This window comes from Streptomyces sp. NBC_00554 (genome assembly GCF_041431135.1).
In the GTDB taxonomy this organism is placed as follows: Bacteria; Actinomycetota; Actinomycetes; order Streptomycetales; family Streptomycetaceae; genus Streptomyces.
This window is the reverse complement of sequence record NZ_CP107799.1, coordinates 4,851,799-4,873,709: the sequence shown is the minus strand read 5'-3', so window position 1 is coordinate 4,873,709 and position 21,911 is coordinate 4,851,799. Positions and strand designations below refer to the sequence as shown.

Genomic DNA, 21,911 nt, shown 5'->3' with positions numbered 1-21,911 from the left:
ACGCCCGGACGTGACCGCTGACGTGCGGTGACGCGCGGGGCGCGGCTGCTGTGGAGAGCGTATGGCATGCCTGTGACAGAAGTGGAGGGAGTTTCCTGCCAGTTGGCGTCCTGGAAGCGGACGTACGGCGCGTTCCCGGCGCATTCTCGAAGCGTTCCCGGCGCGTTCTGGATGCGTTCCGGACGCGTTCCGTACGCGGCGAAACCGTGCGGCCGTCCCAGCCGTCTCACACGCCGACACACGGGCGGCGTACGGCTGTTCGCCCGAAGGAACCGCAGCTGGAGGCATCCCATGGCCATGGTCGGTCTGTTCTGGATCACCGAGGACGCCGTGTACCTGGGGGCCGAGCCCATCGGGACGGCATCCGGCGTGCGGCTGACGGAGGACGGGGTCGAGACCCTGGGGATGGGCAACGGCGCGTCCTGGAGCTGGGAGCAGATACGCCGGATCGAGGTCCGCGACCTGGTCGTACGGTCCGCGGGCCGGCGGCTCGTCTCCATGGCCATCGACTCGCTGGTCGTACTGGTGACCGGCGACGGCGAGCTCCCGCCCGCCTTCACCGTTCACCTGGAAACGGTCGCCGAGTCCGTGGACGTGAGCGCCCTCCCGGCGGTGGCCGGCGGCATCTATCCGCAGACCGAGCGCGAACTCTCCCGCACGCTCCTGGAGCGCCTCGCCGACGGGGGCGCGGCCGTCGGCGACCTCCTCGCCTGGCGCCGCGAGCAGCCCGACGACAGCACCCCGCGCCGCGAGGAACGCGAGGCGCTGCTGCGGAAGTGGGCGGGGGAGTAGGTTCCCCCCGTCCCTTGCCTCAGTGGTCGTTCTCCAGGTGGAGCTTGAGCAGGTCCACGCCGTAGTCGCCGCCGTTGGGCGTGCGGATGATGGTGTGGATGTGCTCCTGGGACGGCGTTCCGCCACCCATGCCCATACCGCCGCCGGGCGGGCCGCCACCGTTGGAGCTGGCGCTCGCGCTGGCACTGGCACTGGCGCTCGCGGTGGAGGTGTCGCCCTTGTAGAAGAGGGGCGCCTGCGCGTCGTACTCGATGAGGACGACCGGGCTGTGGATCCGGTAGTAGAAGGCGGAGTCGTCCTCCGTCTCGCCCATCCAGTAGAAGTACGTGTCGTCCAGGTGCTTCTCCACCTCGGCCAGCTTGACCTGGGCGTGCCCCTCGCTCATGTAGCCGATGTACACCCCGGCCAGGTCCAGCAGCTTCTGCTTCTGCGCGGAGGTGAGCTCGGAGCACTGCAGGCCCTCGTAGGCGAGCTTCAGGTTGTCCTGGCCCGCACCGGCCTTCATGTCCTCGTTGCCGTTCGACTGCGAGGAGACGGCCTTCTTCAGCTGCGCCGCGGTGAGGGAGCGGATCATGGCCAGACCGGCCGTGGTCTCCGGCTTGAAGAGGGTGATCTTCTCGCCCTTGTACGTGCCCGTGGTGGGCTCCGAGCCCATGAAGGTCGGCGTCATCACGACCTGGTCGCCCAGCACGAAGTAGTTGATGGCGACGTGGTGACCCTCGTACTGGAACCCCCACGGCTTCGTGGTGGACGGGGTGCCCATGAAGGTGAAGAAGTAGTGGCCCTCGGTGAGCGTCTTCTGGTTGCCGCCGTTGGAGTCGCCCAGGAACGCGTTGAGCTTCATGATGCCGCGGGTCTGGGTGAGACCGTCGGCGGAGAGGGCCTCGCCGAGGAGCGCGTAGCCGAAGTTCTGCTTCTTCTCGGTCATGTCGCCCATGCGGACGCCCTTGCGGTCGTAGCCGTCGACGTTGCTCCAGGCCGTCCACTCGTCGGCGTCGATGTCGAACACGCAGGACTTGCGCTCCGTCGAGGAGAGCCCGTCCAGGAATGCCTGCGCGGCCTTGACCAGCGAGTCCGTGGAGACATCCGTGGAGTGGATCGTGTACAGGTCCTCGACGACCTTGCCGTCGGTGGTGACGCCCACGACATCCGCGTACTTGACCTGCTCGGCGCCGGGGCCCATGCCGCCGCCACCGCCTCCGCCGGGCCCGCCGGAAGGCATGCCGCTCGGGGCACCGCCCGGGGCGCCGGAGGACGAGGCGGAGCTCGCCGTGTCGGAGGAGCCCGAGGAGCAGCCGGTCATGGTCGCCACGGCGGCGACTCCGCCGGCCAGCAGCGCCTTGTTCATGAACCAGCGCCGGCTGCGCTCGGCCTCGGGAGTGCGGGGGGTGTGTCCGTGTCCATACATGCAGCCAAGCTCCAGGAGAAACCTGAAGCCCGGCTGAAGTCGCCGGTGGGCAGGCTGTGCCCGGGGGCCGGCCCCCTGGAGCCCGCGTCGCAGATACGCCGGGGCCCCAGGGGTACGGCCGTTCCCTACGGGGTGTTGATCAGGTCGTACGGCGGAACGGTCACCGTGCGCGCGCCCGGCTCACCGCCGAGGATGACCTTGCGCAGCGAGACGTTGTTGCTGGTGCTGGTCTCCTGGAGCCGCTTCTCGGGGTTGGCGATCACCTGGATGTAGTACGTGCCGTTCGCCAGGCCGGTGACGTCGAAGGACTGGCCGGGACGGTACTGGGTGTACGTGTCACCGGAGCCGACGTCGAGGACCTCGCGGACGGAGATCGAGTTCTGCTGACCGCAGGCGGTCGACAGATCGGTGTTGTACGGGTGCCAGTTGGCGTTCTTCACCGTGTAGTCGACCGCGTCGGTGTTGGCCAGGCAGAACGCCTCCTTGCCGCTGCGCACTTCCTTGGTCTGGTCCTCGCTCAGCAGCCGGTAGCTCGCGAAGTCCGTGAAGTGCCAGTGCTCGTGGCCCTCCCGCGGGTCCCACTCCATGGTGCCGCTGGGCGTGTAGCCGACCTGCTTGCCGGCGGCGTCGTAGAAGTACTGGTAGGAGTCCATCAGGTCCTTGCCGGGACTGCGGAAGCCGTCCACGACGAGCGGGGCGGGACCGGCGTTCCAGACGTTGGCGCTGAAGGCGAGATAGTCCTTGCCGGGAACGTCCCCGTCCTCGCCGTCGGTGATGGCGATGTCCCAGGCGGGCAGCGAACGCAGGTCCGGCTTGGGCACGTTGGCAGGGACGCCCGCCCGTCCGGTGGGCCGCGCGGTGCTCGCCTTCAGCCCGGGTGCGATGCGCGAGCCGTCGGTGTGCCCGGTCCCGTCCCCCAAGTGGTGTGCCAGGCCGCGGTCTTCGAGGGCGTGCGACAGGGCGGACGGGGTGGGTGCGTCGGCGCCGCGGGGGCCGTAGTGGTGACCCGCGGCCGAGCCGAGCGCGGAGGTGTTGTGGGCGGAGTGCGCGTCGTGCCCGCCGCTGTGCTGTGCGGAGGACAGGGTGGACGGGGCCGCTCCTTCCCCACCTCCGCCACCGACCTGACGTACCGTCACCTTGATGGTCGGCTGGTCGTCGGGAATGCCGAACAGGTCGCGGTACTTCTTCGCGACCGCGACCTTGGCGGTGTACTCGCCCGCGGGCAGGTCCACGGGTGTGTCGTAGTCGACCGTGCTGGAGTTGGACGCCCAGCCCTTCTCGACGCCCCACACCGAGCCCAGCGTGAACGGGTTGGTGGGGCAGCTCTCCGGGTACTTCGAGGTCGCCGGTGCGTCCGGACGGATCCGGCCGGAGGCGTTGTTCGGGCAGAAGGTGCCCTTGCTCGTCGACACCTCCTCGCCGGCCGCGTTCTTGATCGACACATCGAGGAAGCCGGGCAGGCCGGAGAAGTCCTTCACCAGGCCGGCGGGCAGTGTCTTGGTCTGCGTACTGCTTCCGTTGCGGATGATCTGCTGGGCGACGACAGGGTCCTTGTACGACTTCCGGGTCACCTTGAACTCGAGGGGCACGTCGTCCACCGTGACGTACGTACCGAGGTCCAGATAGACGCCCGGCTCCCCCTCCCAGCGGTCGAGCGTCACGGAGTTCGACGCGGCGATCAGTTTGAGCTTCGGCTTGGCTGCCGTGCTGTCCGCGGCCTGCCCTGCCCCGGGGGCGGCCCCGGCTCCGGCGACAACGACGGTGAGTGCGGCTCCTGTGGCGAGCGCCGAACGCTTTAAGCGATTTCTGTGTTGCTGACTGGTCATCGGTTCCTCGTCTGCGAGTGCCGTGGTCAACGGCATCGGACTGGACAGCCCACGGCCGGCCGACGGTATGTGCGCACCCCACGCGCCCGAGGGCCGAAACTGTGAGCAATCTGTGAGACGAGTGAAGCCTGTGTCCGGGTTGCCTGGTGGGAGGGAACTTGGCCCGATTACGTGACTCGTCACCCGAACAAGGGACCCCCAAGTGGCGTGATCCATTGGGTCGTTGTGTGTGCGGAGACCGTGATCCCGGTGCGCTGTGGGGGTTCTGGGCGGGTCCGCCCCAAGTCCTGTGAAGCGGATCACTGTTGAGTGCCCGCTGAGTACACTCCGTCACCGTGTGGCAGGACCACGTGCGAGTGGGCGAGGAGTGGCGGGGTGCTGGTTACGCCGGAGGCCGGAGACAGGATCGCGGGCCGGTATCTCTTGCAGGAGCCCATCGGCAGAGGCGGGATGGGTGTCGTCTGGCGGGCCTGGGACGAGCGGCTCGAGCGGCGGGTCGCGGTCAAGTGCGCGCGCCTGGACGACGACCGGGCCGCACAGCGGCTGATGGGCGAGGCGCGCAACGCCGGGCGGCTGCACCACCCGAACATCGTGGGCGTCTTCGACTTCGTCGACGAGGGCGCCACATGCTGGATCGTGATGGAGTACGTGCCCTCGCACAGCCTCGCGCAGATCCTCAACGAGCGCGGCCCGATCGCACCCGAGGAGGCCGGGTCGATCGGCTGCCAGATCGCGGACGCCTTGGCGAAGTCCCACGGCGAGGGCGTGGTGCACGGCGATGTGACGCCGGAGAACATCCTCGTCACCGAAGAAGGCGTCGCGAGACTGACCGACTTCGGGATCTCCCGGGCCCTGTGGAGCGACGCCACGCAGACCGCGACGGGCAGTGTGCGCGGCAAGCCCCGGTATCTGGCCCCCGAGGTGGCCAAGGGGCAGCCCGCGGGCGAGAAGGCCGACGTGTTCTCGCTTGGCGCCTCCCTGTTCGCGGCGGTCGAGGGCCGGTCTCCGTACGGGGAGGCCGAGCACCTCATGACGTATCTGGCCCGGGCCGTCGAGGGGCACATCGAGCCCGCGCACCAGGCTGGCCCGCTCACCGAGCCGCTCACCGCGTTGCTAGAGGTGGAACCCCGGCGCCGGCCCGACGCCGCCAGGGCACGGAAGCTGCTGACGCGCGCCGCCCCGCCGCCCCCGCACCTTCAGGAGCAGCTGCACGAAAGCCGCACGCTGGACCTATCCGCCTTCACGCTCCAACTGCCGCGTGCCGTACGCCGTCGCCGCCGCCCCCTGACGATCACGGCGGTGGCGCTGGCACTGGCGGGTGCGCTCACGGCCGGTCTCGTCCTCTACGGGCCGTGGGCCTCGAAAGGCGAGGGTGAGGGAGACACCGTGGCCGACGCGAAACCCCCGGCCACGGCGAAGGCCGGCGCCATGGGGGACGACCGTACGGCCGACCCCTGCAAACTGCTCGACGCCGCCTCGCTGAGCCGCTTCGGCGACACCGAACTGGACCCGGACTACGGGGAGATCGACAGATGTGACGTCCTGGTGCACAACAGCAGCGGTGACGACAACGCCGACGTCCAGGTCAACCTCGACGCGGACCAGGACACGTTCGACGGCGACCTGTCCACCCGGCTGGTCGGCAACATCACTGTCGTGACACTCCGGCGCGAGGGGAATGCCTGCCGGCGGGCCGTCATGACCGCCGACCGCAAGCAGATCCGGATCATCGGGAAGCAGCTCGCCGAACAGTCGCCCGACCCGTGCGAACTCGCCGACGCCGCAACCGATCACGTGGTCGGCGTGCTGGACGACGGCCCGGTACCCCGGCGTTCGTCGGCGCCGGCCGCGAACTCCCTGGCCCGGGTCGACGCCTGCAAGCTGCTCGACGCCACCGTGCTCGAGCGACTTCCCGGCGTCGAGGAGGGAAACCAGGACCGCGGCTTCGGCTCCTGGAACTGCGACTGGTCGAGCGACGACGGCGAACGCGAGGTGGAGATCCAGTTCAGCCGCGACAACGAGCTGGCGGACGACGGCGAGCGGGTGGACGTCTCCGGGACGACCGGCTATGCCATCGCGGACGAGGCCGAGGACGACAGCTGCACCGTACGGACGCCGCACCGGACCTACACGAACTCCGTCGGCGACCACACCATCGAGCTGTTCCAACTGACCGTGTACGCCCCGCAGCCGACGAAGCAACTGTGCGACACCGCCACGGAGTTCGCGGCCACCGTCAAGCGGAACATCGCGAAGCAACTGCCGGGGCTCACGGCCCGATGACCAGGCGTCCGATGGCATCGCCGTGCAGGGTGAACCGGTAGCGCAGGTCGACGGTGCCGCCGGGGAAGTCGCCTTCGAGGTGGTGCACGGCGACATAGTGGGTCTCGTCGGTCCGCTGGGCCCCGGTGAGTTCGATGGTGTACGTGAACTCGGTCGCGGAGCGGTTCAGCCACTCCTCGATCGCCGCGACGCCCTGGTACGTACGGCCGTCGTCGATCACCGTGGCGTCATCGGTGAACGAGGTGACAGCGGTGGCGGTGTCGTGGGCGCGGTGCGCCTTCAGATAGCGGGTGATCACCTCGGGCAGCGCGTCCGGGGTGATGGTCAGGGGCTGGTCCTGGTCCTGGTCCTGGTTCATGACGGTCTCCTCCCTCGGTTACTGCTAAAATAGAAGCTACTAACTTCGACTTTAGCAGTAACTGGGAGATGGTCACGGTGGCGAGTCGCATCAGGCTGGAGGACCGGGAATGCCCGCTGTCCACCACCGTGCAGCACGTCGGTGAGTGGTGGACGCTGCTGATCCTCCACGACGCCTTCGACGGCTACACCCGCTTCGACCAGTTCCAGGAGAGCCTGGGCATCTCCTCCAGCATGCTCACCACCCGCCTGAAGACCCTCGTGACGGACGGCCTGCTGGAGCGCCGGCCGTACCAGGCGAACCCCGTCCGCCACGAGTACGTGCTGACCGACCTGGGTCGCTCCCTGCGCCCGGTCATCGTGGCCCTCGCCGCCTGGGGCAACTCCCGCCTCGCGCCGGAGGAACGCAGCATGATCCTCGTCGACGCGAACACCGGCGAAGAGGTCGAGCCCACGGTCGTCGATGCCGGCACCGGCCGCCGCCTCGACGACAGCGACGCGTACGTCTTCACGGCCGGCCCGGCCGCGAGCCCGGCGATGCGCGACCGCTACGCCGGGCCCGGCCGAGGCGGGCGGGTCAGCGGGTGACGTTGAAGCGGGCGGTCATGGAATCGAACTTCGTGTCGCCGTCCTTGGCCGTCGCGAGCGCCGAGATGTACCAGGTGCCCTGGTCCAGCTCGGCCGCCTCCTTCTCCGTGACCTTCAGCGTGTAGGTGCAGCGGGACGTCTCGTCCGAGGTGCTCTTGCACTTGGCGCTTTCCCCGTGCTGAAGGTCCGCCTCGGTCAGGCCGAGCGCCGAACCCGCGGGCCACGGGATGACCTTGAGACCCTTGATGCCCGAGTCGTCACTCACGTCCGTGGTGAAGGTGAGCGAGCCCGCCTTGCTGCCGGACGGAGCGACGTAGCGGGCCGAGCTGTTCTCCAAGGTGGGCTTCGTGGCGGCAGAGGCCGAGGCAATGGCGAGGCCGCCGGCGGTTATTCCGCCGATGACGGCAATGCCGACGAGCGACGACACGACAATGCGCTTGGACATGGGCTTGGACATGGGAGATCCCCCTGAATTCGTTGGGAGCAGGTGCGGTGCACCTGCGGAATGGAACGGGAAAGCGATACCGGAAAAGCCTGCAAGAAACCGCTGGTGGAGCCGGTGGTCGATCACTTTCTCGGTCGCTTTCTCGATGTGTTCGAGACTAGGGCGCGGGGCATTGCACCGTCCTCGGGCTGCGGGACGATTACCGCGTTGAACCAGGGGTGGAGAACGCTGCCGAACCGTCCTCCGACCGGGCGCCGCCGCATCTATAACCCAGGTAAGAGAACGGAATCCGCCTTCAGCCGGACACCACCCGCGCACCCGCGCCCATAGCCTGGTTCCGTCATGAATCGAACCGACGACCGGCTGCTCCCGGTCCTGCTGATCTGCGCCCAGGCCCTGGTGTGGCCCGGGGCGGCGCTGCTGCGCGGGTCCGTCCCCTCCGCGTCCGCCCTGCTCGTGGCGGCCCTGGTCGCCGGACCGGTGACGGCCGCGCTCGCGCTGCGCCGTGCCCGCCCGGTGACCACGCTCGTCCTCGTCGCGGCCGCATGTGCGGTCGGCGCCGGGCCGCTGCCCACCGGGGCGATGGCGGTACTCGGCACCGCGGGTGTCGCGCTGGCCCTGTTCACGGTGGCGACCGAACGCGACACCTTCACCGCTGTGTTGTGCGTGGTTGCGCTCGTCGCCTGGCAGCTTCTGCAGGGCCTCAGCCTGCACGGCCTCAGCGACCGGAACGGACTCGACCTCGTCCTGACCGCTCTGCTGTACGCCGCCGCGTGCGGCGCCGGCCTGCTCGTACGGCGGACCCGTCGCGCGCGACAGACGGCCGAACTCCTCCTGAAGCGGGCCGAGACCGAGCGCCACCGGCTCCCGGCGGTCGAACGGCGCCGTATGGAAAGGGAGTTGCACGACGTCAGCGCCCACCATCTGACGGCCGTGGTCGTCACGGCGGGCGCGGCACTGGGACTGCGCGACCGCCGACCCGAACTGGCCGCCGAGGCGCTGGAGTTCGCGGTCGGGACCGGCCGCGAGGTGACCCGCGCACTCGGCGCCGTACGGGCCCCGGCACCCTCGCGGGAGGACCTGCCCTCGCCGGAGGACCGGCTCCTCGACCTGGTCGCGGGGTTCCGTCGCCTCGATCAGCAGGTGGACTGCGAGATCGACCCCCTGCCGGACGGCGCCCTCGCGGACGCGGCGTACGGCATCGTGCGCGAGGCGCTGACCAACGTGGCCCGGCACGCCCCCGGTGCGCAGACGACGGTGCGGTGCCGGTACGGCGACACCCGCACGGACGTCGTCGTCACCAGCGCGGCACCGCCGGAGGGTTCGACGGCGCACGGCGCCGGCCTGGGCGGGGGACGCGGTCAGGGCTTCCTGCGGTCCCGGGCACGGGAGGCGGGCGGCACCCTGCACAGCGGTCCGACGGCGGACGGCGGCTGGGAGGTGCGCGCGGTCCTGCCCGGCCGGACCGCCGCCCCGGCGGAGCGGTCCGTCCCGCGGAGCTACCGCGTGGCCCAGCTGACGGCCGCCGTCGGTCTGGTCCTGCAGCCGCTGCTCCCGGTGCTGGTGATCCGGACGGAGACGGCGTCGAGCAGTTCGCATGTGTCGGCGGGCGTGCTGTTCGCCCTGCTGGCGGCGGCACAGGCGGTCGCGCTGCTGTGGCTGCGCAGGGCACCCCGCCCGGCTTACGGCGTCCTGTTGGGCCTGGCCCTGTTGTGGCCGGTGGCGATGGCGGTGGGTGACTACAGCGGGCCGGTCGTTCTGCCACCGGCGCTGAGCATGATCGCCACCTGTGCGGCCCTCGCGGCGGAGGCGGCGCGTATGGCAGCGCCCCGAAAGGGGCGCGGGCCTGTATCGATATGCGGCTCCGCCGCGGGGCGCGACCAGCCCCCACGGACCCGCAGTGTTACGACTGCTCTCCGCGCGGAGCGAATCGCTGCCGTGGTCGTGCACACGGCCGCCCTGACCGTCGCCGTTCTCGACCGCGGCACGACGGTCCCCGCCTGGGCGGTCGCCGCGTCGGCCACGGCCGGGGCGTCCCTGGCGGTCGGGGCGGCCTGGTGGGGCGGCATCCTGCGCGGACGGCGCGACCTGGCCGCCCGGGGTGTGCGGGAGGAACAGCTCGCCACCTGGACCGGGGAAGCCGTCCGCGACGCGTGGGCCGAGCGGCGCCGGATCGCCGCGGGCCTCGAGACCACCGTGCTGGCCCGCACCGCCGACATGGTCGCGCAGGCGGAGGCGGGCAGGCTCGACGCGACCGCCGAACGCGCCCGCGAGGCCCTGGCCGCGATGCGCGCCCTCCTCGACGCGGTCCGCGAGGGTGAGGGCGAGACGGGGCCCGAACTGCGCCCGCAGCCCACCCTCCAGGCCCTCGACCTGCTCGCCCACCAGTCCCGGGCCACCGGCCGCGAGGTGGAGATACGGCTGACCGACCGCGTACCTGAACACCTGCCCACCGCCGTGGACCTGGCCGCCTATCACGCCGCCGAGACGGTGCTCGCGGCCGGTGGCGAGGAGCCTGCGGTACTCGAACTCGACGTGCACGACGGTACGTTGACGCTCACGGCCACCGGGGTTCCGGGGGCCGCCCGTCCCGCCGTACGGGAGCGTCTTGCGGCCCGGGTCGCGGCTCTCGGCGGCACCCTGACCAATGATCGGCCGGGTACGGTCTGCCTCCGGCTGCCTCTCGCGGCAGCGCCGGAGAGCGAGGAGAGCGCACGATGAGCCTCAAGGTGCTGGTCGTCGACGACCAGGGCATCGTACGGGCGGGGTTCGCCGCGGTGATCGACGCCGAGGAGGACATGACGGTCGTCGGTGAGGCCGCCGACGGAGTGGCCGCGGTACGTCTCGCCGCGGAGCTGGCCCCCGACGTGATCGTCATGGACGTACGGATGCCCGAACTCGACGGCATCGCCGCCACCCGCATCATCACGGGCCGGGAGAACGCGCCCCGGGTCCTGGTCCTGACCACCTTCGACCTCGACGCGTACGTCTTCGACGCGCTGCGCGCCGGGGCCTCCGGCTTCCTGCTCAAGGACGTGCACGCCTCCGAACTGCTGCACGGCATCCGGGTGGTGGCCACCGGAGAGAGTGTGCTCGCCCCGTCCGCGACCCGCCGCCTCATCGGCCACTACGCGTCCCGGGCGGCCACCGGGACCCGGGCCGGGAGCGGCCCCCGCGAGCTGGACACCCTGACCGGCAGCCAGCGCAACGTCCTCTCCCTGGTCGCGTCCGGCCTCAACAACACGGAGATCGCCGGGGAACTCGGCATCACCGTCGGCACCGTGAAGTCCCATGTGAACGCGCTGCTGCGCAAGTTGGGCCTGCGCGACCGCGTACAGGCGACGATCCTCGCGTACGACCTCGGTCTGGCCCGCCCGAACCCGCCCGGCACCCACCTCTGACGTCTCCACTCACCTTCGAGGAGCCCACCCCGTGACCGGTACCGATTCCGGCCGAACCCTCCCGCGCCGACTGCGCCACGCGCTCGGCGAGGTCGCCGCCCTCATCTACCTCGCGGCCTGCGCCGCCCTGCTCGTGTGGGTGCTCGTGGTGAACGCCCGCGACAGCTCGGACGAGTCCATGGCCGGAGTCGTCCCACTCCTCGCCACCGCCCCCGGCAGCTTCGTACTGTTCGTGCTGCCGGACGGCGCCGCCATGGGCCTCCTCGCCGTCGTTGTCGGCGCGCTGGTCAACGCCACGGTCATCGGCTGGTGCGCCCGCGCACTGCGCCGAGGCAACAGCCAGGACTAGAAACCCCCCAGGTCAGGGACCCTGACCTGGGGGGTTTCTTCGTCACCCGGCTGGTGGGGGTACGGGCGTGTCAGCCGGTCTGCGACGGGGTCTGCTTCATGTCGTCGACGATGGCCCGGTTCATGATGGCGCTGGTGTAGACCACCGTGCCGGGTGTGATCAGTCCGTCCGTGCCGCCGTTCTTGCGCACCTGGACGGTGCGGTCGCCGAGGAAGACATGGCTCTTCTTGTCGAAGATCCATTCCTCGCGCTGGCCGCTGGTCTCGTCGAGCCGGGCCACCGCCACCCCGTGCCGCCCTGCCGCGTCCACCGCGTCGTCGACGACGACGACGCCCGGGATCTTCGCGGCGGCCTCGAACAGGGCCGAGTAGAGCTCCGCAGGCGGGTAACTCTCGCCGAGCAGGTCACCGATGGTGCTGAAGGCCTGCTGGTCAGGGGTGTTTCCCTGGCCCTTGGTCTCCTTGTAGATCTTGGCGAGGAGTGCGTCGGGGTCGGTGGGCAGCTTGGTGAGGTAGTCGTACGACGGAGCGCCGAGATGCGCCGTCGGGGTGTTGCCCTGCTCGTCGGGCAGGGTCAGGGTCTCGCCCTCGGGGCCGTCGTTGACCGCGGGGTCGATCAGCCAGCCCTCGACGCCGTCCGCGGACTCCCAGATCTGACGCTTGTGCAGTTCATGGCTGGCCAGGGAGGACTTGTCGTTGACGGTCTTGATGAAGGTGTCGGCCGTCTTGGACTCGATGTAGACGTACTGGCCGGGCTTGACGTCCGGGTGGGAGGTGTCGGCCGCCGCGAGCGAGATCTGGTCGAGCAGCTGGGGCAGGCCGCTGGTGCTCGCGGTTCCGATCTCCGTGGTCAGGGCCGGTCCGGTGGCGACGCCGCCGTCCCTGACCCCGCCGCCGTTGGGGCCCAGCACGGAGGCCAGGACGACCGCCCCCGCGGCGGCCGCGACCATCGCGGGCAGTGCGAACGCCGGACGCGGCAGCTGGAACCGTCGTGCCTTGGCAGGGGTCGCGGTACGGGAGTCCTGCTGCTGCGTGTCGTGGATCTGGGCCATCAGACGCTCCTTGTGGAACTGGTGACGGCCCGTAGGCAGGTCTCGCGCTGTCCGGGACAGGAGCTCATCGCTCTCGTCCCACTCTGCCGGGCTCTGCCGGGACGTGTTCGCGTTCATCGGTTTCCTTCCTGTGCGGGCCGGATCGCGTTTGCGTGATCGCCTCTTATCTGTCGGGCGGGGAGTCCGACTTCCCGTTTCTCGCGAACTTTCTTGCGCGCTGCTTCCGTTGCGGGGCGCGACAGTTCGGTGGCCGGACGGAGCGACTGGGCCGGCGGGCGGGCCAGTTCGGCCTCGGCCAGCGCACGCAGTTTCCTGCGGGCCCGGGACAGCCGGGAGGCGACCGTGCCGACCGGGATGCCGAGGGCTTCCGCCGCGGCCTCGTAGTCCAGGCCCTCGCCCAGGCAGAGCGCGATGACCTCGCGTTCCGGTCTGCGCAGCTTGGCGAGGGCGGTGAGGGCGGTGGCGAGACGCCGGCGGTCGTCGACCCGGCCGGCCACCTCGTCGGCGTGGTCGGGCATCGACATCTCGGCCGCGGCGGCGGCGTTGGCGGCGGCGCGGTAGCGGCGGTTGCTCCGGTGCTGGTTGCGCGCGGTGTTGGTGGCGATCCCCAGCAGCCAGGGCCGCAGGGAGCCGCCTTCGGGGTCGACCCTGTCGCGCAGCCGCCACGCCTCCATGAAGGTCGCGGCCATCACGTCCTCGGCCGTCGACCAGTCGGCGGTCAGCCGGAAGGCATGGTTGTAGACGGCGCGGGCGTAGCTGTCGAAAAGCTCCGCGAACGCGCTCGAATCCCCGGCCCGTACCCGGGTACGCATATGAGTGCTCACCTCAATGAGCTGTCCGGCACCCCACACCGAATTCCCGTGACCTGCGTCACAACGTCACACCCGACGCCTGATGTGTCATCCGAAGCGGCAGCAGGCGAGATGCTCCCACGCAAAGCGCCCGGCCGGGAAACCCCGGCCGGGCGCCTTTTCACACTGCTCGCGGCCCGGAAGGGACTCAGTCGGAGGTGATGTCGACCGTGACCGAGCCGTAGGCGTAGGCGTGCCGCGCGTCGCCGTAGTACTGGACGGTGTACTGGACATTGCCCTTGGCCCTGGGACGGTCGGTGTAACTGAACGTTCCGTCGGCGGCGACGGGCGCGGACCCGATCAGCGTGCCCTCACCTGCCAGGGGGTCGTCGAGCCGCCAGATGTCGACGGTGCTTGTGGTGCCGAACCCCACGGGTGCTTCGAGCTTTCCGGTGAGGGTGAGGTTCTGGTTCCGGGGGGACGAGGCGGGCGCCTGCACGGTGACGGTGGTGGCGACCTGCGGGTGGTTCAGGACCTGCAGCGTCAGGGACGAGGAGCCGCTGTCCTTGGTGACCGCGAAGATCCGGCCGGCGTCCGGAGTCCAGGCCAGCCCACCGGGCTGGAGGGTGGTGGTGGCGTAGGGGGACGGCGCCGGGAAGTCCCAGGTCTTGTACGCCGTGGAGTCGCCCGGTGCGAACAGGTGGACGTCGGGCTCGGAGGCGCCGTCGACGCCCGCGGCGATCGTGCCGTCGGGGGCGATGGCCACCGCGTCGGGGTAGTGGCTGGTGGTGTACCGGCCGTCGTCCGCCAGGTCGGTGGTGCGGAACGCCTGGTGGTAGTAGGGCGAGGCGCAGGCCACGACGACCCGCGCGGCGTCCGGCGTCAGCGCGAGGTCCTGGAGGCTCGCACACCCGTCAGGACCCGGAGCGACGCGCATCGCCTGAGTGTTGGCCTGGCCCGTACTCACGTCGTACACGGCCAGGGCGGCGTTGTTGCCGTCGGACTCGGCGGCGACGAGGGTGTAGGGATGCTCCGGCGTGGCGGCCAGGTGGGGCGAGCCGCGGAACAGGTCGGGGCCCTGGCCCAGGGTGACGACCGGCTGCGGGCCGCTCAGGTCCAGGGAGCCGAGGGCACCGTGCCAGATGTCGGTGCTGTAGCCGAACCAGAGCTTTCCACCGGCTGACGCGAGGGAGGTCGGGCCGGCGTAGGCGCCCGCGCCGGTTCCGGTGTCGTACCGGGCGGTCTCCTGCAGGGTCGCGGTGTCGATCGCGGCGATCGCGCCGGCGTCGCGCAGTGCCACGTACAGCGTGCTGGAGTCGCTGGAGAGCGCGAACCCCCAGGCGCCGTCCTCACCGCTGATCAGCTTCACGACCTGGCCGCTGTAGTCCGTCACCAGGACGTTGTCACCGAACGGGTCGCTGAGGAAGACCTGTTGATGGGCTGCGTCGACAGCCATGTCGCGATACGAACTGATCGGCAGTGCGGTGCCGGTGTCCGCGGCTGCCGGGGTCGTCCCGAAGCCCGTGGTCGTTCCGAGGCCGAGGAGCGAGAGGCTCAGGGCAGCGGAGAGTGCTGCTCTTTCTGCGAACTGTCTTATGCGCACGTGTTCGGCCGCTTCCTTCAGTGGGACGTCTGCGGGTGAGCCGCAAAAGGCAGTACGAGCAGAGCGGTTGGGTGCTCTGCTCGTACTGCCACTGTCTTGATCGACAGGCGGCACTCATCCAGCGCACAGTCCCGGCCGGACGTCACACCCGGCGGATCGCGGATCGCGAGTGTGCTTCAGATGTCCGGGGAAGGCTCCGCGTCAGTGCCGGACCTCAGGCGTCACTTCGAGCTGGTGGCCGTGAAGTCGTAGGTGCGGACGCCCGTGCCGTCCTCGTCCCAGTTGAGCCGCAGAGCGCCGTCGGCGTACGCGGTCTTGCTCCCGACCTTCTTCTTGATCGTGGACGAGGTCCACGAACCGTTGCCCGCGCCGTTCATGGCGGCCAGCTTGCCCTGGATGTCGAAGTCCTTCTTGAGCAGGACGGTGTCCGCGCCGGCGTCGGCGTGCTTGAGATAGAGCCGGAATCCGGCGCTGTCGAAGACTTCAGCCAGGTTGTCGGTGGATCCGGAGTACCACGGAGGAGCGTCCCACTTCACCGTGGCCTTGGCGTAGACGTAACTGCCGGACCGGGCCACGCAGTTCGTGACTGTGAAGTCCCAGTTGTCGCCCCAGGGACCGGAGTACCCCGCGTCGTCGATGGTCTTGGAGCTGCTCTTGCACTTCCAGCTCAGGGCCGACGCCGGGGAGACGGCCAGTACCGAAACGCCCGCGACGGTGACGCCGACCAGCGCGACCGACATGGCCTTCCTGCCCGCGGACGAGCGCCGTGCAGACGGTATTCGGCGCAGATTCAGCTTCATGTGTTCCCTCGTTGTTTGGTGTTGGTTCCTGCTCCTGTGAGGAGCGGAACGATCACCCTACAAGATCTTCGCTACTGCACATGATCCAGGGCAACTGGAGGAACAGACGGCACAGTTGGTTCATAGCGTGAGCGAAAAGTCCGGCGGTAGGTGTCCGGGGGTACGCCGACCGTGCGGTTGAAATGGCGGCGCAGCGTCGTGGAGGTTCCCATGCCGGTGGCTGCCGCGATGGTGTCGACGACGTCGTCCGTGGTTTCCAGCAACTCCTGGGCGCGGCGGATCCGTTGGGTCAGCAGCCACTGCAGCGGGGTGGTGCCGGTCACCGCCCTGAAGTGGCGGCCCAGATTGCGTGAGCTCATCCGCGCCCGGCGGGCCAGGTCCTCCACGGTGAGGGGCTGGTCGAGGCGTTCGATCACCCAGGGGAACAGCGCGGCGAGCGGGTGGTCGTCCCGGCTGGGCATCGGGGTGGCGACGAACTGGGCCTGGCCGCCTGCCCGGTGCGGCGGCACGACCAGGCGGCGGGCGACGGTGTTGGCGACCGCCGAGCCGTGGTCGAGGCGTACGAGGTGGAGGCACAGGTCCAGCGCGGCGGCCTTGCCTGCGGAGGTGAGCACGCTGCCGTTGTCCACGTAGAGGACGTCCGGGTCGACCGCCACCCCGGGGTAACGGGCGGCCAGGATCTCGGTGTGCGCCCAGTGCGTGGTCGCGCGCCTGCCGTCCAGCAGGCCGGCGGCGGCCAGCACGAACGCGCCCGTGCACAGGGACGCCACCCGCGCACCCGCCTCGTGGGCCGCACGCACCGCGTCGACCAGATCGGCGGGCGGGTCCACGTCGACGTCCGCCCAGCCGGGGACGATCACGGTGTCGGCGTACCGGAGCCGGTCGAGTCCGTGGTCGGGCTCCAGCCGGAAACGGCCGACCCGCACGGCGTCCGGTCCGCAGACGGCGAGGTCGTACCAGGGGACGGTCACGGCGGCCGGGGCGGGGCCGAACACCTCGTACGCCACGGACAGTTCGAAGTGAAGCATCCCGTCGGTGACGGCCAGCGCGACAGATCCCATGTCCGTAATTGTACGGGGCATGGCGTTCCGGACACTCGCGGCGGGACACCGGCATTCGCCAGGATGTCCGTAACGGATCAATCGAGTACGGCGGATCGGTCGGGTACGGCGGATCAGTCGACTACGGGGGAGAACTCATGGGATCGGGACAGCCGGAACAGTCCGGACAGACGGTGGCGGTGTTCGGCGCGTACGGGCACACCGGGCGCTTCGTGGTGGCACAGCTGCTGGATCGCGGGTTCGTCCCGGTTCTCACCGGCCGCGACGCCGACAAGCTGCGGGCAATGCAGGCGTCCCGTCCCGGACTTGACGCCCGGCCGGCGTCCGTCGACGATCCGGCCTCGCTCGATCGCGCACTGGCCGGAGCCGCGGCCGTGATCAACACGGCCGGGCCCTTCGCCACGACCGCCGCCCCCTTGATCGAGGCGGCACTGCGTGCCGGAATCCCGTATGTGGACGTGGCGGCCGAGCTCGAGGCCAACATCGACACGTTCGCGCACTTCACGGACCGCGCCCGCGCCGCGGGAACGGTGATCGTCCCCGCGATGGCCTTCTACGGCGGCCTCGGTGACCTGCTGGCCACCGCGGCGATGGGCGACTGGACGGAGGCCGACGAGGCCCACATCGCGTACGGGCTGAACAGTTGGCACCCCACCGCCGGCACGCGCGCCGCGGGCGAGGTCTCCGGGGCCCGGCGAGGCGGCCGGCGCCTGCGCTACACGAACGGGCGCCTTGAGCACCACGACGACGCCCTGCCCACCCTGGACTGGCCCTTCCCCGACCCGCTGGGCACCAGGTCCGTCCTCGGGGAGTTCACGATGGCCGACGTCGTCACCATCCCCAGCCACCTGTCCATCCCCGAGGTGCGCACCTACATGACGACCGAGGCGGCCAGGGACCTGTCGGCCCCTGACACACCGTCGCCGGCCGCGGTCGACGAGCACGGGCGGTCCGAGCAGACCTTCCTCGTCGACGTCGTCGTACGCTCCGGCGGCACCGAACGGCGCGCCGTGGCCAGGGGCCAGGACATCTACGCGGTCACCGCGCCGCTCGTGGTGGAAGCGGTCCACCGCATCCTGACGGGGCAGACCAGGACGGTCGGAGTCGCCTCCGCCGGCGAGATCTTCGACGCACCCGCCTTCCTCCGCGCGCTGTCCCCGCACATCTCCCTCGACCTGTTCCAGCAGCAGACGGTGTCCTGACCGTCGCAGCATCTCGGCCGCCGTGCACGGCGGCCAATGCCGTGGCCCTCGCGCCGCGAGAGTTAGGATCCGGTTCATGGCCCTGACCATGAACGATGTGGACCGGTTCGAGGCCTCCAGACCCCGCATGGAGGCCATCGCCTACCGCCTCCTCGGCTCGGCGAGCGAGGCCGAGGACGCCGTGCAGGAGACGTTCCTGCGCTGGCAGGCCACCGATGTCGACCGCATCGAGGTCCCCGAGGCCTGGTTGACGAAGGTCCTCACCAACCTGTGCCTCAACCAGCTCACTTCGGCCCGCGTACGGCGCGAGACCTATGTGGGCCATTGGCTGCCGGAGCCGCTGCTCGACGGGGACTCGATGCTCGGCCCTGCCGACACCGCCGAGCAGCGCGAATCGGTCTCGTACGCGGTTCTCGCCCTGCTGGAGCGCCTCTCCCCCAATGAGCGGGCGGTGTACGTGCTGCGGGAGGCCTTCGGCTACTCGCACCGGGAGATCGCCGAGATCCTCGACACCACCGAGGCGGCCAGCCAGCAGATCTTCCACCGTGCGAAGAGGCACGTCGCGGACGGCAGGGCCCGCGCCGAGATCGACGAAGCCGCCGCCCTGCGGGTCGTCGAGGAGTTCCTCGCGGCCGCCACCAGCGGCCGGACCGAGCCGCTCGTGCGGCTGCTCACCGAAGACGCCATCGCGATCGGCGACGGCGGCGGGAAGATCCCGGCCCGCGCCAAGGCCTTCGAGGGTGCTCTCGCGGTCGCGAAGTTCATGCGGGGCCTGTTCAAACCCGGCCAGAGCAAGCGCGCCCTGGTCGGCGGCTCGCCCGGGGTCTACACCACGACCGCCAACGGCGCCCCCGCCCTCGTGGCGGTTCTCGGCGACCGGGTCATCGGCGTCATGTGCCTGGAGGTCACCGCCGAGGGCATCGCTGCTTTCCGCAACCAGGTCAACCCCGACAAGCTCGAACGCGCGACCCGGCGCTGGGCGGCCGCCGACCACGGGGAACCCCTGCTCCACGCCTTCTGAGCCCGGTGCACCCCGATGTACACCGATGTTCTCCGATGTGAGGTGCTTCACATCGCGCTGCTGTCAGGAAACGGCGGGCTGCCCGGTTCAAGAGGCGAATCCGCTTGAGACAGGAGCAGGGACATGCAGCACCGCATCATCGTCCTCGGGGCCGGATACACCGGAGCCATCGCCGCCGGACGCCTTGCCAAGCGGCTGCGCCGCGAAGACGTCGCCATCACTCTCGTCAACGCCGAGCCCGATTTCGTCGAGCGCGTGCGGATGCACCAGCTGGCGGTCGGCCGGCATCTCAAGCCGCGGCCCTTCAGCGAGATGTTCGCGGGCACCGGCGTCGAACTGAGGCTCGCGAAGGTCACCGGCGTCGACGTCGACCGCAAGACCGTCGCCGTCCTCGACGCGAACGGCGCGGAGGAGCTGGAGTACGACAGCCTCGTGTACGCCCTCGGCAGCGGCTGGAACGACCAGGGCGTCCCCGGCACCACCGAGCACGCCCACCAGATCGCGAGCCGCCCCGGAGCGCTCCGGCTGCGCGAGCGGCTGGCCGGCCTGGACGCCGGAGAGACCGTGGCCGTCGTCGGCGGCGGCCTCACCGGGGTGGAGGCCGCGACCGAGATCGCCGAGGCCCGCCCGGACCTCGACGTCGTCCTCGCCGCCCGCGGCGGTCTCGGGGACTGGCTCTCGCCCAAGGGCAGCCGGCACCTGCGCAAGGTCTTCGACAAGCTCGGCATCACCGTGCACGAGCACGCCGCCGTCGCCGCCGTACAGGCCGACCGGATCGCCACCGTCGACGGCACGTCCATCCCGGCCGCGGTCACCCTGTGGACCACCGGCTTCGCCGTCCACCCGATCGCGAAGGCCACCACCCTGGAGGTCACCGGCACCGGCCAGATCGTGGTCGACCGGACCATGCGCTCGGTCTCGCACCCGGATGTGTACGCCATCGGCGACGCGGCCATGGTGATGGGCCCCGGCGACAAGCCGCTGCGCATGTCGTGCGCCTCGGGCGTCCCCACCGCGTGGCAGGCCGCCGACGCCATCACGGTGCGCCTGACCGGCGGCAAGCTCCCGAACGTGCCGATCCGCTACTACAACCAGTGCATCTCGCTGGGCCGCAAGGAAGGCCTGATCCAGTACGTCACCGCCGACGACCGCGCCGTCCGCGCGACCCTGACAGGACGGGTCGCCGCCGTCTACAAGGAACTGATCTGCAAGGGCGCGGCCTGGGGCGTCGCCAACCCGAAGGTCATCCCGACCCGGCGCCGCCCGGTTGTCCGGGAGCTCGCCCGGGCGGGCTCGGCGGCCGGTGCACCGGCCTGACCCGCACACCGGAACGGGCGCCCTCCACGCAAAGGCGCCCGCTTCCGCTGCCGTACGCGGCCATACGTATTTGGATCGCGTAGGCGTACCGGACAGGCGATGATCTGCCCCATGACAGAGGTGGCGGGCCCGGGTACCGACGACGACCAGGGGTGGAGCGAGCGCTTGGCGTGGGCCTACGGCCTGACAGCCCCGGACCCCGCCGAACGTGCCGCTGCCCTCGTCCGACTGGCCAGTGCCCGCAGCGAGGTCGAGGCTGCTGTTCTCCGGGTCCAACAAGCCTGGCACCCGACACCCTGTTTGCGACTCAAGGCGCGGGACTGGGCGGCCGCGGACAAGGCCTACGACGAGGCGGCGAGCCGTAGCCTGCCTGAGGCACTGTGGAGCAAGCCGTACTCCCAGGAGATCACCACGTGGCCGGGGCTGCCCTTCGCCCTGCTGTACCTGGAGTGGGAGGTCCGGTACCCCCGGGAGTGGACACAGCACGCCAAGGCATGGGGCACGAAGCAATCCCTGATAAGGCAACTGGCCGCTGCCGACCACGACCACCAGGTGAGGGCGAGACTCATCGACCTGGTCGGCCTCGTCGTCCAGCGGTCCCACCGGTGCAAGGACCGTGAGTACGTCCGGGTCGCCCGAGCCGTGGACGGAGACGAGCTGCGCGACAGGCTTCGCAGGGCTCATCGCTCGGAGAATCCCACGGCGCAACTTCACGCGGGCTATGTGCTCTGGCTCCTCGACCGTCCCGAGATCCCGAACACCCGGCATGTCTGGCGCATGTGGCTCGCCGGCACGCTCACCTGACGATTCACGGCGCGCAGCGGCAGGATGGCCTCATGACAAAACTGCCCGTACGGTCGGTCCGTCGCGCCTCCTCTGGTTCGGTGCTGTCGTTGTGGTCCCAGGACTCCGTGTTGTCGATCGGCTCAGTGGGATCGGTGCTGTCCGTGGGGTCCGTCGGTTCGGCCCTGTCGGTCGGCTCGATCGGAAGTGCCCTGTCGGTGGGCTCGATCGGTTCCGCCCTGTCGCTGATCTCGACCGGGTCCTGGCTGAGTACGGGATCGGTGTTTTCCGCGCAGTCGCGGTGGTCGGTGCTGTCCTGGCGTTCCTCGCACGGTTTCATGGCCGCGGGAGCGGTCGGGGCGGCGGCCGGAGGCGCCCTGCTGCTGGCCCAGATGCTGCACAAGGCCGAGACCGGCACCGAATGACGTGGATCAGGCCGAGAGGGCATCGGTGGTGTGTTCGTCGTCGGCGCCCTCTCGGCTTTCCCTGCCGACGAAGAAGCTCAGCAGGGCAGTGAGGCTGGAGGCGATGGCGATCCGCACGGCCCATTCGCCGACGGCGCCGTTCCCGACGGCCGATGAGTAGGCGTGCGCGTTGAACAGGGCGTTGCTCAGGGGCCAAGAGCCCGCACAGGTCAGCACATAGACCCACAGGGGCGGTTCGTTGGAGGCGGTGAGGACGCCGGCTGCGGCGATCACGATCACGCTGAGTACGACGGTGAGCGAAGTGATGTCCATGGCCACCAACCTTCCGCCGGGCGGCCGTTGAGTCGTCGGCGCAGCGGAGGACCGGAGCCTCTACCGCAGGATAGAGACGCCCTCCGCCCGTAGCGC

The 21,911-nt window shown here is 70.2% G+C and carries 21 protein-coding genes; 11 read left to right on the top strand and 10 right to left on the bottom strand.

Annotated features, from left to right (window positions below; translation table 11 throughout):
- Window positions 1–291: 291 nt before the first annotated feature.
- Window positions 292–792: a hypothetical protein gene (locus OG266_RS21245; protein WP_371547812.1), complete on the top strand. Its 501-nt coding sequence runs from the start codon at window positions 292–294 to the stop codon at window positions 790–792.
- A gap of 19 nt (window positions 793–811) precedes the next feature.
- On the opposite strand, the gene OG266_RS21240 is transcribed toward OG266_RS21245, so the two are convergent.
- Both OG266_RS21240 and OG266_RS21235 read right to left on the bottom strand, forming a co-directional pair.
- Window positions 812–2,200, bottom strand: a complete 1,389-nt coding sequence (locus OG266_RS21240; protein ID WP_371547811.1) for a DUF3500 domain-containing protein — start codon at window positions 2,198–2,200, stop codon at window positions 812–814.
- A 125-nt stretch (window positions 2,201–2,325) separates the two neighbouring features.
- A complete protein-coding gene (locus tag OG266_RS21235) occupies window positions 2,326–4,026 on the bottom strand; it encodes a lysyl oxidase family protein (RefSeq protein WP_371547810.1) in 1,701 nt (566 codons plus the stop codon).
- A gap of 375 nt (window positions 4,027–4,401) precedes the next feature.
- Here OG266_RS21235 and OG266_RS21230 point away from each other — a divergent pair, with 375 nt between their 5' ends.
- Window positions 4,402–6,309 carry a serine/threonine-protein kinase gene (locus OG266_RS21230; protein ID WP_371547809.1) on the top strand — a complete coding sequence of 636 codons (1,908 nt, stop codon included), beginning with the start codon at window positions 4,402–4,404 and terminating at the stop codon, window positions 6,307–6,309.
- Here the strand turns inward: OG266_RS21230 and OG266_RS21225 are convergent.
- Complete coding sequence (locus OG266_RS21225) at window positions 6,296–6,667, bottom strand: nuclear transport factor 2 family protein (RefSeq protein WP_371547808.1); 372 nt, start codon at window positions 6,665–6,667, stop codon at window positions 6,296–6,298. The two genes, OG266_RS21230 and OG266_RS21225, sit on opposite strands and share 14 nt — an antisense overlap.
- A 68-nt stretch (window positions 6,668–6,735) precedes the next feature.
- Between OG266_RS21225 and OG266_RS21220 the strand changes: the two genes are divergently transcribed.
- Window positions 6,736–7,254, top strand: a complete 519-nt coding sequence (locus OG266_RS21220) for a winged helix-turn-helix transcriptional regulator (protein WP_371547807.1) — start codon at window positions 6,736–6,738, stop codon at window positions 7,252–7,254.
- Here the strand turns inward: OG266_RS21220 and OG266_RS21215 are convergent.
- On the bottom strand, window positions 7,244–7,711 hold the full coding sequence (locus OG266_RS21215) for a DUF5707 domain-containing protein (protein ID WP_371547806.1): 468 nt from the start codon (window positions 7,709–7,711) through the stop codon (window positions 7,244–7,246). The genes OG266_RS21220 and OG266_RS21215 overlap by 11 nt on opposite strands.
- Window positions 7,712–8,041: 330 nt before the next feature.
- Here OG266_RS21215 and OG266_RS21210 point away from each other — a divergent pair, with 330 nt between their 5' ends.
- From OG266_RS21210 to OG266_RS21200, 3 genes are read left to right on the top strand one after another with little or no spacing between them, the layout of a single operon-like run.
- Window positions 8,042–10,420, top strand: a complete 2,379-nt coding sequence (locus OG266_RS21210) for a histidine kinase (RefSeq protein ID WP_371547805.1) — start codon at window positions 8,042–8,044, stop codon at window positions 10,418–10,420.
- Window positions 10,417–11,100: a response regulator transcription factor gene (locus tag OG266_RS21205; protein ID WP_266457842.1), complete on the top strand. Its 684-nt coding sequence runs from the start codon at window positions 10,417–10,419 to the stop codon at window positions 11,098–11,100. Before OG266_RS21210 ends, OG266_RS21205 begins: the two co-directional genes overlap by 4 nt.
- Window positions 11,101–11,131: 31 nt before the next feature.
- Complete coding sequence (locus OG266_RS21200; RefSeq protein WP_371547804.1) at window positions 11,132–11,449, top strand: SCO4225 family membrane protein; 318 nt, start codon at window positions 11,132–11,134, stop codon at window positions 11,447–11,449.
- Between the two features lie 70 nt (window positions 11,450–11,519).
- Here OG266_RS21200 and OG266_RS21195 read toward each other — a convergent pair whose 3' ends face one another.
- The 5 genes from OG266_RS21195 to OG266_RS21175 form a co-directional block, all read right to left on the bottom strand.
- Complete coding sequence (locus OG266_RS21195) at window positions 11,520–12,617, bottom strand: CU044_5270 family protein (protein WP_371547803.1); 1,098 nt, start codon at window positions 12,615–12,617, stop codon at window positions 11,520–11,522.
- A complete protein-coding gene (locus OG266_RS21190; protein ID WP_371547802.1) occupies window positions 12,614–13,312 on the bottom strand; it encodes an RNA polymerase sigma factor in 699 nt (232 codons plus the stop codon). The genes OG266_RS21195 and OG266_RS21190 overlap by 4 nt, the downstream gene beginning before the upstream one ends.
- Before the next feature lie 187 nt (window positions 13,313–13,499).
- Window positions 13,500–14,894: a YncE family protein gene (locus tag OG266_RS21185; protein ID WP_371547801.1), complete on the bottom strand. Its 1,395-nt coding sequence runs from the start codon at window positions 14,892–14,894 to the stop codon at window positions 13,500–13,502.
- A gap of 221 nt (window positions 14,895–15,115) precedes the next feature.
- A complete protein-coding gene (locus tag OG266_RS21180) occupies window positions 15,116–15,694 on the bottom strand; it encodes a hypothetical protein (RefSeq protein WP_371547800.1) in 579 nt (192 codons plus the stop codon).
- A 71-nt stretch (window positions 15,695–15,765) separates the two neighbouring features.
- Window positions 15,766–16,755 (bottom strand): helix-turn-helix domain-containing protein, encoded by a 990-nt coding sequence (locus tag OG266_RS21175; RefSeq protein ID WP_371547799.1) that lies wholly within the window; start codon window positions 16,753–16,755, stop codon window positions 15,766–15,768.
- 137 nt (window positions 16,756–16,892) lie between these two features.
- Here OG266_RS21175 and OG266_RS21170 point away from each other — a divergent pair, with 137 nt between their 5' ends.
- From OG266_RS21170 to OG266_RS21150, 5 genes are all read left to right on the top strand, one after another.
- The gene (locus tag OG266_RS21170) at window positions 16,893–17,957 is read left to right on the top strand and encodes a trans-acting enoyl reductase family protein (RefSeq protein WP_371547798.1); all 1,065 of its coding nucleotides are present in this window, start codon (window positions 16,893–16,895) and stop codon (window positions 17,955–17,957) included.
- Window positions 17,958–18,033: 76 nt separating this feature from the next.
- Window positions 18,034–18,978 carry an RNA polymerase sigma factor SigJ gene (gene sigJ, locus OG266_RS21165; protein ID WP_371547797.1) on the top strand — a complete coding sequence of 315 codons (945 nt, stop codon included), beginning with the start codon at window positions 18,034–18,036 and terminating at the stop codon, window positions 18,976–18,978.
- A 123-nt stretch (window positions 18,979–19,101) separates the two neighbouring features.
- On the top strand, window positions 19,102–20,295 hold the full coding sequence (locus tag OG266_RS21160) for an NAD(P)/FAD-dependent oxidoreductase (protein WP_371547796.1): 1,194 nt from the start codon (window positions 19,102–19,104) through the stop codon (window positions 20,293–20,295).
- Between the two features lie 111 nt (window positions 20,296–20,406).
- Window positions 20,407–21,099, top strand: coding sequence for a hypothetical protein (locus OG266_RS21155; RefSeq protein WP_371547795.1), 693 nt, complete (start codon window positions 20,407–20,409; stop codon window positions 21,097–21,099).
- A 32-nt stretch (window positions 21,100–21,131) separates the two neighbouring features.
- Window positions 21,132–21,503, top strand: a complete 372-nt coding sequence (locus OG266_RS21150; protein ID WP_266457824.1) for a hypothetical protein — start codon at window positions 21,132–21,134, stop codon at window positions 21,501–21,503.
- Window positions 21,504–21,509: 6 nt separating this feature from the next.
- On the opposite strand, the gene OG266_RS21145 is transcribed toward OG266_RS21150, so the two are convergent.
- The gene (locus OG266_RS21145; protein ID WP_371547794.1) at window positions 21,510–21,815 is read right to left on the bottom strand and encodes a hypothetical protein; all 306 of its coding nucleotides are present in this window, start codon (window positions 21,813–21,815) and stop codon (window positions 21,510–21,512) included.
- Between the last annotated feature and the right edge of the window lie 96 nt (window positions 21,816–21,911).